The 13,660-nt window shown below is 35.4% G+C and carries 7 protein-coding genes and 1 pseudogene; 4 read left to right on the forward strand and 4 right to left on the reverse strand.

The window, feature by feature from the left end; all coding sequences use genetic code 11:
- Positions 1–195 precede the first annotated feature (195 nt).
- Together D3H55_RS13310 and D3H55_RS13315 are read right to left on the reverse strand one after the other, a co-directional pair.
- A complete protein-coding gene (locus D3H55_RS13310; RefSeq protein WP_119547407.1) occupies positions 196–678 on the reverse strand; it encodes a TIR domain-containing protein in 483 nt (160 codons plus the stop codon).
- Entirely contained in the window at positions 678–2,123 is a 1,446-nt protein-coding gene (locus tag D3H55_RS13315; protein ID WP_119547409.1) for an SIR2 family protein, read from the reverse strand. The genes D3H55_RS13310 and D3H55_RS13315 overlap by 1 nt, the downstream gene beginning before the upstream one ends.
- Before the next feature lie 608 nt (positions 2,124–2,731).
- On the opposite strand from D3H55_RS13315, the pseudogene D3H55_RS13320 reads away from it, so the two are divergent.
- The 3 genes and pseudogenes from D3H55_RS13320 to D3H55_RS13330 form a co-directional block, all read left to right on the forward strand.
- Positions 2,732–4,176 (forward strand): annotated as a pseudogene (locus tag D3H55_RS13320) (DNA/RNA helicase domain-containing protein); the annotation flags it as partial.
- Positions 4,177–4,423: 247 nt separating this feature from the next.
- The gene (locus D3H55_RS13325; protein WP_119547411.1) at positions 4,424–5,488 is read left to right on the forward strand and encodes a ParB/RepB/Spo0J family partition protein; all 1,065 of its coding nucleotides are present in this window, start codon (positions 4,424–4,426) and stop codon (positions 5,486–5,488) included.
- Complete coding sequence (locus D3H55_RS13330; RefSeq protein WP_168413080.1) at positions 5,481–6,284, forward strand: restriction endonuclease; 804 nt, start codon at positions 5,481–5,483, stop codon at positions 6,282–6,284. Before D3H55_RS13325 ends, D3H55_RS13330 begins: the two co-directional genes overlap by 8 nt.
- A 103-nt stretch (positions 6,285–6,387) precedes the next feature.
- Here the strand turns inward: D3H55_RS13330 and D3H55_RS13335 are convergent, their stop codons facing one another.
- Complete coding sequence (locus tag D3H55_RS13335) at positions 6,388–7,329, reverse strand: exonuclease domain-containing protein (protein ID WP_119547415.1); 942 nt, start codon at positions 7,327–7,329, stop codon at positions 6,388–6,390.
- A 66-nt stretch (positions 7,330–7,395) separates the two neighbouring features.
- The gene (gene proA, locus D3H55_RS13340; RefSeq protein ID WP_168413081.1) at positions 7,396–13,203 is read right to left on the reverse strand and encodes an anti-phage protein ProA; all 5,808 of its coding nucleotides are present in this window, start codon (positions 13,201–13,203) and stop codon (positions 7,396–7,398) included.
- Positions 13,204–13,441: 238 nt separating this feature from the next.
- On the opposite strand from proA, the gene D3H55_RS13345 reads away from it, so the two are divergent.
- Positions 13,442–13,660: GIY-YIG nuclease family protein (locus D3H55_RS13345; RefSeq protein ID WP_168413082.1), on the forward strand; the 219-nt coding region annotated here is incomplete at its 3' end.

The following is a 13,660-nucleotide window of genomic DNA, read 5'->3' on the forward strand; positions in this document are numbered from 1 at the left end:
GACGAATTCAAAAAAGAGAGAGAAACCCATTTTCTCTATACATAATGATCCGGTGTCCTTCACTAAGTAAAACTAATTCTAAAACTCCTGAAATTATTACTGAATTAAACAGGAACCCTCAACAATGGGGGTTCCTGTTTGACTTTACTGATTTAGGTTGCATTATATAATAAGCAAACGTCAATAACTATTTATTTATCTACCTGCTAGTCTTGCGGACTCCTCTATCCAACTAGAAAAATTCTCATACCCTTTGTCTAAATCCCAATAATACGTTTTAAAGTAATTTGACGCTTTTTTTGATTTTCCGTCTACTGTTATATAAAGATTATCTAATGGGTTCTCTCCTTTTACATCTGTTTCACCATCTTTATTTTTTAAGCGGTGAATATAGATTCCAAGTAAACCATTTCCCTTTTCTACACTTTTTTCAATTTCATACTTAACCCATTTTCTTTCTGAGGTTTCTTTTCCAATTAGGACTACCGTTACGGAGGTCCCTTTCATTTGTTCTTCTATCCATTCTTTTATTGCCTTATCACCCTTTCTTTTTACTTCTTCCCATTCTGCCTTATCAATATAACCCTTAATAGATTGAGTTATATTTGAGTTTCTTACCTGCCCTGCTCTCCATGCATCTTTTTCATAATGAAAACTAAAAAAAACCTTTCTTGCCACTATACTCTCCTCCTAATTTTATCGATTATTTTTTTTATTTCAGAAATGACCTTCTGGTGGTCTTTTTCCCCAATTAATACATCTAGGGATTCTTCTAAGTACCAAAAGGTTTCTAAGTCACCCTTAACTTCATTTAAAATTTTTTCAGCTGCAAATCCAGTTGTTCCAACCGGGATAATATACTTATCTTTTTCCCTAGCTATTTTGTATTCTTCAATCATCCCATTAGCCTCAACGACTTTCCCATCAACAATTTTATTCCCAAACAAAAAAATCACTACTCCTGCATCACTTATCATTTCGTTTCTATATTCTGTCCATAGTTCTTTTAGAGTTTTACCTCCGGATTCAGATTGGGGAAAAGGTCTTAATGTTAAATAGTCATTGATTTTTTTTCCTTTACCTAGAAAAATCTCTTCAAGTGCTCCATTAATTATATAACTGCCCACTCCTAAGCCAAAACCTGAGATAATATGATGGTTGTCCACTACTAAAGATTTTGAAAGATCATGCATTAAATCTTTAGCTTCAGTTTCGGTATAGTTACCATATTCTTCGGCACTGCCAGAAATAAAAATTTTATTAACCTTAAACTTCTTTTCAATATTTTTTAAGATTGTAGTTATATCCGCATACTCTTCAATTAATACCGAGTTTATTCCATATCTTTTTAAATCCTTGACTTTTAAATCTTGTTTCACTTTGTCATAGTTAAATGCGTCTTCATCAATTGAGCCATCCTGTTTTTTATATTGTTGATCATATTTATTTACTTTCCTAAAAAAACAGTAATGATTCTTTGGACTATCCCCAAGCAAATCTATTCGTATCTTACTGAGTATTTGTTCTAAGTTGGGATCTTCAAAGCTAAATCCTATAAATAAAAATGTTTTTGAAATCAATTCACCTTTTAGTTGAGTCGTAAAAAGCGCTTTAGTGGAGTCATATTTTTCATAATCATCTCTAGTAATAACCGCATCATCAGGAAAGTCTCTATCTCCATGCATTTTATATACGACTACATCTCTATTTGGTTTAAAGTTTTTCATCTGGTTTTGATTAATTTTTTTATCAACAATTTTCCCTACATCGCCTAAGGTATCTTCAATAATAGAATCATAATTAGTTGTCCAATAGGTATCAATCGGTAAACGAGATAGGATATTCATGTTCTCATTTCGTTCTGCTGCCCGTTGAAACTCATCAACTATCGCTTCATTTATTGTCTGCCTTCCATTAGCGTTAAAATGATATTGAGCCACAGAAACTAGGTCTAGTTCCTTATTAATATCTAAATCTAGTTCTGTTGCAATATCTCTAAGAAGCCCCCTCCAATCAACAAATCCAGAACCTCGTGAAAGACCTGCTCCTGCAAATATTGAAAGGTTATTATTTCTGATTTCTTTTAGTATTGCTTTTTCAAAGACTGATAAAGATGTACTCAAATTTACACCTACCCTCTACATTCTTTATTTTAAATTACAAATTAATACATTTTTTTATTATTTTACCATTTATATTGCCTAAAAGCGACCTATCCTTTTTAAACACTGGTTTCATTTTCTTGTACGTTAGTAGGAAAGTAGAGACTAGAATTTATCCTATTCAATAATCACAGAATCTTTCCTCCTACTCCCCCGGCCATTTGTACTAATTTAATTTAAACATAAAGTAGTAATATCTAAACAAAAAACACTATAATATGCCTAAAAGAATATTTATTGCAAGAAAAACATTCGCTTATACAACTTGCTCCCTTAACACTTTAATTTATTTGAAATACCCCCACCCTCGTACACAATACTCCTTATCATTAATTTCAAGGGAAATTGGTATTACTATATTCTTATTGTCTTCGTTACAAGTAAAGTGATATTGATGTGGGGGTATTATTTGATTTCATCCCCTACTTATGTACTGGAGAGAGCTGAGCGGTAAAGAAGTATAATTATAGGTTGTATATTGCCTCTATGAGTTGGTTTTTTCAGACACTACAGAGGCATGTGTGTTTTTTATGATACAATTTTTAAAAAGAGACAATGAGGTTAAAAGAATGGACGAACTTATTGTAGAAAAGAGAGATCTCAATCGTGAGCATATCGCTTACATAAAAACAGACCACTTAAACAACTATCCAATCGTATATATTCTTTACAATGACAAGAAAAAGCCCTCTGCCTACATAGGACAAACGGTTCAAGCTGCACGTCGGTTGAAGTAAAAGGCGGAAGAACTTAAATCGTTTGATTTTAATTGGCCATGAGAAATATTAATCAGTCGGCGACCTATAATATTGAGTCTAATCTTATAAACTTCTTTATTGCCGATAATCGCTACCAACAGCAGAATGTAAGCCAGACAAACTCCAGGGAAATGCACAACTATTATGAGAAGCCTTTTTATAATGAGGAGCTTTTTCAAGCGATTTGGGAGAAGCTTAGGGAAGAGAAGGTTGTTTACGACACAGTTGAAAATCTTAGAAATAAAGATATTTACAAGTTATCTCCCTATAAAGAGCTGACATCTCAACAGCTTGATATTAAAAATGAAATTCTTGATTTCTGTAGAGAGAATATCAACCGAGATGGCAATCATGTAATTGCGATTGAAGGTGACGCCGGATCAGGGAAAAGCGTCCTGTTAAGCTCTTTGTTTAACACCATTCAGGACTTAGCTCATGACAGCAGCTCTTCCCTCCACGCAACGGACAATTACCTGCTGGTGAATCACGGAGAAATGCTGAAGACGTATAAAGGGATTGCTAACAGCCTGCCGAATTTGAAGAAGAAGAGCCTCATGAAACCTACACCTTTCATTAATCAAAAGACAAAAGATGACTCGAAGGCTGATATCGTCTTAGTAGACGAAGCTCACCTTCTCCTTACAAAGGAAGATTCCTATAACAACTTCAGGTATCAGAACCAGCTGGAGGAAATCATTAAGCGCAGCAAAATCACAATTGTTATTTTTGACCCGAAACAAGTGCTGAAAATTAAAAGCTACTGGGATGATAGATTGCTTGAGGAAATCACCAATCAGTACAATGCCAAAACCGTGAAGCTGACTGATCAATTGAGGATGAACGCCAACCCTGAAACAATGAGGTGGATTGACCATTTTGTTGCAAAAGAATTACTTCCTTTCCCCCCTAAAAAAGAAGATTCAAAGTTTGAACTGAAAATTTTTGAGGAAGCTTCAGCCTTTAAAGAAGCCATTGAGAGCAAGAATGATGAAGTCGGTCTTTCTCGGATCGTCTCAACATTTGATTACCTTCATAAAAAAGATAAGAAGACCTACATCGTAGACAAAGATGGAATCAACATTCCCTGGAACAGTACCCAAGATAACATAACCTGGGCTGAATATCCGGAATCCATTAAAGAAGTTGGCTCGATCTACACTGTTCAGGGATTTGACTTGAATTATGTCGGTGTGGTCCTTGGCCCCTCCGTCAGTTATGATGAAGAAAATGACCGGCTCGTGATTGACCCGTCAAGGTAAGGCCTCCATTCTCACAGCATTAAAAAATTGATATAGAGTTTTGTAAACTAAGCTAATAAACTTTAAATTTATTACTCTTAAATCACATCTGTTTTATTGGTTTTTCACTAATTTTCCCGAAAATATAAATGGTGAATAAAATAAAAAGGAATAAAATAATTTTTAAACAGATATCTTTAAATAATAATAATATTTATTTTAGGCTATAATGTATTCATAGCAATTACTAAGGAGGGTATTTACTATGGAAACCATTTCATTGAAGGTAGATCAACTTTTACTCGATCCGAATAACTATAGAATTCACAGTCATAACAGGTATACATTCGTAAAGGAAGAAAGCATTCCTAATCCGTTAGTACAAAAAAGAGTAAGAGAAATGGTTGAGGGCGAAAACCGAGAAGATATTAAAGATTTATTAGACAGTATAAAAACTAACGGTTTTTTAAGAATTGACAATATTCTCGTAAGACAGCATAAAAGTAATAACAACCTGTATGTTGTAATAGAAGGTAACCGAAGAATAGCTGCGCTAAAAGCATTAAAAGATGATTATGAAAGAGGTTACTCAATAGGAAAATTAAACCCGGAAGTTTTCACACAAATTGAAGTAGTAACGTATGATTTAGGTGAAGAAGACTACCTCCTTTTAATGGGATTAAGACATGTTAGTGGTGTTAAAGAGTGGGGCGACTATGCTCAGTCCGAATTAATAATGAACCTAAAACAAAAATACGATATGGATATTTCTGAGATAGCCAATCGACTAGGCATGAAAAAACCTGAAGTTAAAAGAAGAATCAACTCTTTTATAGCAATGGAAAAGTATAAGAATGATGAAGACTATGGAGACTATTTTAAATCCAGTCAAGCAGCTTTATTTTATGAATTAATGAGTAAACCTAATATGAGAGAATGGTTAGATTGGGATGAAACAGTTAATGATTTTAAAAACAAGAAAAATCTAAAACGATTTTTCAGTTGGATATCAACTACTGAAGAATGGACATCACCTATTATACAAAAAAGGGACGATATACGTGAACTAAGTAAATTTATTAAAGATGAAGAAGCCCTTGAAACACTCGAAGAAAAACAAAGCATTTCTGAAGCTCTAGAACAAAGTACTTACTTTACTGACCAGGGATTCAAGAGTAACATAAAATCTATTAAAAGGAGTTTAGATAAAATACCTGCTACAGCTCTTTTAGCTATGGATAAAGATTCACAAAAAGAAATGATGAAAATCATTAATACTATAGATGCTTTCAAAAAATTTGTAGCTACGGATGCAGAATTTAATGAATAAATTACAAAAAGAGGAAGAGTTTAAATCCTTACTTGAATTCTTATTAACAAACTATAGTGAATATAACAATATTATTAATTTTGTTGAAGACCACGACTATGACTCCTTGCTGGCTAATGATTTTGCTGAGGAACTTTCTAAATATGAGAAAGACGTAGAGAGTATTTTTGGACTCCAGTTATTTGATATAGATACAAATAGCTTAAATATTAAATTTTTTGATACAATCAAAAATGTAGTTAAGGCATTAGAGGTAATAAAATCTTTATCACCTCATGACTTTGAGAGATTATGTGCTCTATATTTACACTTTTTAGGAAGTTCAAAAAGGCCAAATGTTACAAGAAAATCTCATGATCAGGGAATAGACTTTGTTGGAGCAATAGAAAGAGATTTAGATAATAAAATACTAGCTAAAAATATGAATATTAATAGAGTTTATTTAATAGGGCAAGCTAAGCATTATAAAGAAGATAGGGTAGGTTCAAAAGAAGTTAGAGAATTAGCTGGATCATTACTCCTTCTTAAAAGTGGAAACTTTGCACTTCTACAAGGTATATATAAAGGCCTTGTAGAGAATATTAAAGCTTTCACTCCCGTATATGCATATTTTATAACTTCGTATTATTTTTCCCAGAGTGCTAAAACTTTATGTATGAATTCAGATATTATGCCTGTGGATAGGATATTACTAGCTTTTACTTTCGGCTTAAATCATGAATATCATAACGTTAGTGGCAATTTTGATAATGATATTCTAGTGCGTAAACTAGCAGAAATAGATTATATAAGGTAATTAAAAATAACATCTATCTTAGTGGAACAGATGGACAGGTAATTGTCCTGTCCATCATACACAGAAGGATACCAGCTTTCTCTAATTTCTTTACTTATAAAGCTTATAATAAAACAGCAGAAAACAACCTCTTCAATTCTTCCTCCCCAATAACCTTAATCTCAATTCCTTGCTCAATCAGTTCATAAGCTTTCTTTTCTTTGGAACTTAATCCCTCTTCTCCCACAACACTCTTGTCCTGCTTACCAACAACCAAGAAGTCTGTTTTCCTGCTGACCCCACTTTTCACAAAGCCACCAAGGTCAACAACTTTTTGCATAGCTTCTTTGCGATCAAACGTTAGTAAATCACCAGTAAATACTACATTCTTTCCATACAGCTCATGGTTTTCATCAAATATCTCTTTGTTAGCTACAATATCTTTTATGGCAATCTTATTGAATTTCTTTCTTTTCCTGAAGGTGGTTTGGAGCTTTAACTCAGAGAACTTTTTGACAGGAATACTTCCATAGGTCCGGCAATAACTTTGGAGAGACTTTCTTCTCTTCGATTCCACACACTTTATTACCAGTTCAGCGCAGGCACGGGCATCTGAGAGTGCATCATGATGGTTCTCCAAGACAACTCCAAATCGCTCTGCTCTCTCTTTTAGTGAATTGCCGATCCGTTCTCCCCTGCATGCTCTGGTGCTTACAGGGATACTGCAAACATATTCAAATTCGGGTATTTGAATGGAGTATTCTAACAAAGTGTTCTTCAAGACATTCATATCAAATTGAGCATTATGAGCCACGAACAAATTTCTCTTTGAAAAATAGTAGTGTATTTCACTCCATATTTCTGGAAAGCTAGGAGCGTCTTTGAGCATTTCACGAGTTATCCCATGTATCTTTGTATAATCAGGGTCTACGTCAAGGCCTGGAGGTTTTATCAGAAAAGATTTCTTGTCTACAATTACGTTTTCTTCCACAAACACCATTCCTAATGAGCACGCGCTGGATAATTTATGGTTGGCAATTTCAAAATCAAGAGCAATAAAATCCACCATATCCCTCCTATTATTCATCATGGATTGACAGTGCCTGCCCTTTCAAGGACAGGCACTATTAAACTACTTTACTTCCACAAACCCTTTTTCGTCTTCAACAATCAAACCTTTCGATACATTCAAATCAATCGCTTCTTGGATAAACTGCTCTCCTTGGCTGCTCGTTCGGCTGTACCCAAGCTGCTTTGATATCTCTTTGATTAAATCTGTTTTTGGTAACCGAAGAGCTGTGCTGATAATCTCCATTACTCCGTTGGCGAATTCTTGTTTGCTAATATCTTGTAATGCTCTTCTATCATTTCCAGCCAATCTAAATTCTTTATAGGTATTAAATTGAGCTTCGTCTTTCCAGATGAATAGTCCTTTTTCTTCTTTGGACTTATACACTTTCATTTTAGAAAGAACGGTTTCTACAATGTTCTCCAGCTTTGCTCCGCTTCGTGTAAAGCCCCAGGCTGAAATAATTGATTTTGTCAGTTGAGAAAAACTTACGGGAGCTTCCTGATTAACTACCTGTTGAATTTGCTTTCGGATAATCGGTCTGCCCTCGATTGGGTAGAACGATTCATTTGGCAAGTTAACAGTTTCCAGTATGGCTGGGTCAAAGAAGTTTCCTTTTGGTTTTGAATTTTCTAATGGGATGACCAAACTGCTTATTTTTTGCTGAATGGTCGGTTGAACCTTCGTTGAAGCAGCAGGTTGATTACTATTTTCTTCAGATGGGTTGTTCTCAATATGTTTTAACTGATTTAATATCCCTTCTATCTGTTTCCTTTCATCATGCCACCATTCGACGGACCACACCTTGATGATCTGCCAGCCTAATCTCCCTAACATGAGATCACTCAATTTGTTCCGATCCCTTGTTGTTTTCCGATTGGCATAACCAGGACCATCAATTTGTATCGCAGCAATGTATTTGCCCTCTCTGTTCTTATCCACTACGGCCAAATCGATTTTAAACTCGCTGCTTCCTACATTTTGTTGAGTTTGGTATCCATGGTCTTCTAAAGCCTTCTGAATTTTAGGGATAATAATCTCAGAATTTGTATTTCTGCTTTGGTTGCGGTTTTCCAGAAGCAGTGGTTCATTTCCGCGCTTTGCAAATTCCATAAAAGCTCTTAAACTATGAACACCTTCAGCTTTGGTTCTGGACAGATTAATTTGATCTGGTTCCATAGAAGCATAGATGATCATTTCTTTTTTGGCTCGAGAGACCGCTACGTTCAGACGGCGCCATCCACCATCACGATTCAATGGACCAAAGTTTAGCGTCATATGACCTGTTTCATCAGGACCATATCCTACAGAGAATAAAATGACATCCCGTTCATCTCCTTGAACATTTTCAAGGTTTTTAACAAACACAGGATCAAGAACTTCATCTGTAAAGTACTTTTCAAGACTGGAATCTTCTTTCAAACGTTCGTCAATCATGTCTTCTATTAAGGTTTGTTGAACCTGGTTAAAGGTCACCACCCCAATGCTTTGGTGCTCCTGTTCTGGATTACTCAACCTTGAGAAGATTTCATCAACGATTGCTTTTGCTTCAATTTTGTTATGCTTTGTTTTCCCTCTATCGTATACACCTTTAACATTTTTAAAAGAAACACGAGACTTAATATCATCAACCGATGGAAAGGTGATTAATTTATTTTCATAGAAATGGTTATTAGAAAACGAAATTAAGCTTTCATGTTCACTTCGGTAATGCCAACTTAAATGCTTTTGCGGCATTCTTACAGACAAGCAATCATCTAATACACTCTCCAAGTCCTGTATATCAAAATCTTCCTCAGATTGTTGTGCACTAAAAAAGCTTGTAGGCGGTAATTGTTTTGGATCTCCAACTACTACAACGTTTTCTCCTCTGGCCATAGCTCCAATTGCTTCGCTGGTTGGCAGCTGGGAGGCTTCATCAAAAATGACAAAATCAAATTTTGACACCGAAGGATCCAGGTACTGTGCAACTGATAAGGGACTCATCAGCATACACGGTTTAATCTTAGGCAGGAGATTTGGGATCCGTTCAAACAATTGCCGAATTGCAATCCCTCTTCCTTTGCTTTTGATTGCTTTTAACAAAATACCTGGCTCAGAACTTTGAATCACATTATTAAGCAGATCAGGCACCCGCTCCATGAGTCTTACATATACTTCAAGTTTCGTTAACTCGCTGATCTCGTCATCCAGACTATTAAACGTTTTCACCTTATTCTCAAACTCGGCTCTTGAGAAACCGGATAAGGTCTGGCTGCTTGTAATTTCTTCATCTATCCTGACACGATAAAAACCATACAAGAAAGCAGGAAGCAGTTCACTATGTTTTAGTTGACCATTGAGATAAGGCTTTGTGACATTTTCTAAGCCTGCTAATTCAGCTTCTTCTATGGTACGAGCAAGCTGACAGTTATCTTTCAATTGAGGAAGAGCATTTATTAGAAGTATAGATTTGTCTTTTATGACTTGTGTCCAATTGTGCTGTCCAGGCTCATGAAAATCTGACAAAAGCAATTCTTCTTCAATTTTATTGACACAACTCTTTACCTTCTTGAATGTTGACTTAAAGTTTGTGATAGCATCTTGCATTTTCTGAGCAGTAATAGCTTTAGTATTGTTTTGCAAGACTTCTGCTGTATTGGTTAAATAGGCTTGTTCTTCACTAAACTCATGAAGAGCAGATCGAACCGATACTGTCCATTCAATTGCTTTTTCTATTTCAGACCAATTTCCTTTTGAGTCATTCCATAAACTAGGGAAATAGCGTTCCATCATATCAGTGGATTGATTCAAAGTTTCTTGTTTTTGCTGAATCTCTTTTATGGTTGTAATAATCGTGTCCAGTTCATCTGTATCAATCTTATTTTTTGTAACAAGGTATTTTTTCAATTCCTTTGAGATTTTGTTCTTTCCTATTATCTTTTTAAGGAACCAACTGTTTTCTGCCAGTCTTAACTCCTGTAACAATGGCTCTGGATTGATTTTCAGGATAGATAAATCAAATCGTTCTGTAATTGTCTTGATTTTATTGTCTCTTTGCTTGCCAGTCGAAATGACATTAGCTAATTGTGCTGCAAGCTGCTCAAAATGATCTACCCCTATCAAGTTAAGGTTTGCTTGAGGCATGTCTAGCAGGTAAGTGCTCAGCGAATCCAGTAAACTGTACCATTTATATGTTCGATTTTGATCGACTAACCCCAGTACATTAAATGATTGCTCAAGCTCCCCCAAAAGTGAAACGTTCGTCTCGATAGCGGACAGCTGCTCTTTTATTGTGTCATTTAACTGTAAAGAGTAGTTGGTTTGTTTGATACCACTCCAAGGGTTTTTGTCGGTATCTCCGCAAATTTCTCCAACAACTGCAATGTTTTCTAATAGTTGTTTGGATTTCTTAAATAACCCCTCATCCATGTTTTTGACCGAATTTCGATTGAAATCTATAACTTGGTTTTTTACTTTGATATCGGAATACTCCTCTATCATTTCAAAGATACTTTGTCCTATTGTCGTTTTCTTGTGTAAGTCATGAACATAGGTATTCAATTCTTTCTTTAACCTTTTGATCTCCTCTGACTTTTCATTCCATTTTGTCCCTTTTGTTTTACTCTGTGCCTTAAAGGATGCTTCCAACTGAGCAAGTATATCTTTTTTCTGCCCCTTGCTTGAATAAACCTCTAAGCAAAAGTCACCAAGACCAATATCTGAAAGCCTCTTTTGCACTACACTTAGTGCAGCCATTTTCTCTGCAACAAATAACACCGTCTTATCATTAGCGAGAGCATGAGATATCATGTTTGTGATGGTTTGAGACTTACCTGAACCTGGAGGTCCATGCAGGACAAAACTATTATTATCACCTGTTGCCAAGATTGCTTCTAATTGGGTACTATCAAAACTTAATGGAGCAAAGACCGTTTCTTCCTCATCCACTTCTGCAGTAACTGGTTTATTCATTGTTTGGCTGGCTTCACCCAAGTAGTTACCTTCTATTAAGCTTTTGACAACTTTATTCTTCTTTAACTCCTCCGAATTGTTTACAAGGTCATTCCACATGACAAACTTTGAAAAAGAAAACAAACCGATACTGGCTGTCTCATAGACATCCCAATTTTTCATAGGCATTATCAACCGTCGCATTGTCGTTAGAACTCTTTTCACATCTGCTCCATGATCATCCTTTGGTATGTCATATAACCTTGAGGCATCTATACCGAACTTTTGCTTTAAGTATTCAATAAGAGAAATATTTATCTGGATTTCTTCATCCCTTGCTCGAATATAGTAACCTTTCTTAGCAGACAACCTTACTAAATCAACAGGCAGCAAAAGAATTGGAGCGTAACGTTCTTTGGTATAAGACTTTTCTTCATACCATTTTAAGAATCCTAAAGCTACAAATAGGGAATTTGCTCCGCTTTCTTCAAGAGTATTTTTGGCTTTCCGATATAGTTTCACTAGTTCTTGTTCAAGCTTAACCTCAGTAAGAGTTGACCGTAACCGGTTGTTTTCCATGTCTCCCTGTAGAATTTTCGATTGTAAAAGCTCCTTTTGATCCCTGAAATCTCTAGCCTTGTTTTTCCACTCATTTGGCAAAGGATTAATAAAAACTTTTTGTCCCATGGCTAATATATCTTCAGTTTTGGATAAATCCGGCGTTACTACCGGGACTCCCTGAGTATGTAGACGATAGTTCAACAGATTATTACGGAGACTCATATCGATAAGCTTATTTTGCCAGTAGATGACTTTATTTTCTTGTTCGTTAGTCTGATCAGATCTATCACTTTCAGGAATTACTTCGACATGATCAAATTGCATGTTGCCAGGAGTTTTAAGTCCAGTTTCTGTTTGTACTTCCACTTCAATTTCCCCGCCAACCTTTTTCAATGGAATAGGTTTGATTTGGCCGATTCTGCTTCTTTGAACATCAATAAAGAAATGGAATTGTCCTTCTTTATCAAGGTTCATTTCTGCAGCTTGTACTGCTCCGTTAAAACTAGCCTCTTTCTTTGTTAAAAGAGTAGATTCCACTACGATGAGCTCGTTAATTCCATTAGCCATCGATTTAGTTAAAATGCTTTTATCATCTTGAAAACTCTCAAAAGAAGTTTGTTCCTTTAACCAGAAAGCAGGAAAGGCATGACCTTTCAGGAACACAACGATAGGATAAATACCAACAGCTTCTGCACACGCAGCATAAAGTAAGGTAAGGTCCAGGCAAGTTCCTAATTTATGCTCTTTAATCAAATCTGGAAATCTAACTTTCTGTCCTTCTTCTTCAAAGCTGGCAGGAGGATTTACATATGCAATTCCATATGATTGAATCGCTGAAAAAATAGCAGACAATTGAGCCAAAACCCTGTTTGGATTCCCACTTTGATAACCATCCATTGAGCTGGTTCCTGTGCCTTTTTCCATAATGGTGGCAGCATATCTGATAATTTCATTGATAAATGGACGATTCGGAGTAATGAAACTGGATATTATTTCAGGTAATACGGAAGCACCTGGCCATGAATCAAAAGACATTACATCAATAGGTAACGTTTTTTTAAATAGTTCCTGATTCTCATGAGTAATTCTCACATTTAGATGGCCGGCAATGCTTTCATCCAGACTGCTGAGGAATTCTGACGATAATGGCAAATCAGGTCGTATTTCAATAACCTCATCAGGCTCTAGCTTCTCAATAGTCAAAGTGTAGGATTCAGCAAACATAGGATTGGCTGTGATTTCTATTTTAAGATTGGAAAGGTAATCGGCAGATGAGTTTTTGACGGAAAGAAACTTAACGACGGGGACATGGTTCTGTTGCAGAGCAAAACTAACTTTTTTATCATATTCAAATTGACATTCTATGGTTGTGTTCAACATTAGTCCTCCTTGTAGTATAAATAGTTAAATAGGATTACTACATATTATATCAATTATTGGGAATTATTGTTTAAAATTGAGAGAAAAAGTAAAATGGGGAGTGTGAGGGTTTTTCAAATTCTGTTTAATAAATCCATGGATATTCTAGACAGCTATTTATATATCAAACCAACTGGTTAAATAAACCAGAAAAGTTATGTTACTATTTAAAAAAAGAGACAATGAGGTTAATAGAATGAACGAACTTATTGTAGAAAAGAAAGATTTCAATCGTGAGCATCTCAATCACATAAAAACCGTCCACTTAAACAACTACCCAATCGTATACATTCTTTACAACGACAATAAAAAACCCTCTGCCTACATAGGACAAACGGTTCAAGCTGCACGCCGTTTGAAGAACCATTTAGAAGATAAAAGGCGGAAGAACTTAAATCGTTCTATCTTAATAGGC

This window comes from Bacillus salacetis (assembly GCF_003581585.1).
In the GTDB taxonomy this organism is placed as follows: domain Bacteria; phylum Bacillota; class Bacilli; order Bacillales; family Bacillaceae_B; genus Rossellomorea; species Rossellomorea salacetis.

Excerpts from the sequence above, each read along its gene's own strand:
- D3H55_RS13325 (WP_119547411.1), top strand. The coding sequence starts at position 4,424 with ATGGAAACCATTTCATTGAAGGTAGATCAACTTTTACTCGATCCGAAT.
- D3H55_RS13330 (WP_168413080.1), top strand. The coding sequence starts at position 5,481 with ATGAATAAATTACAAAAAGAGGAAGAGTTTAAATCCTTACTTGAATTC.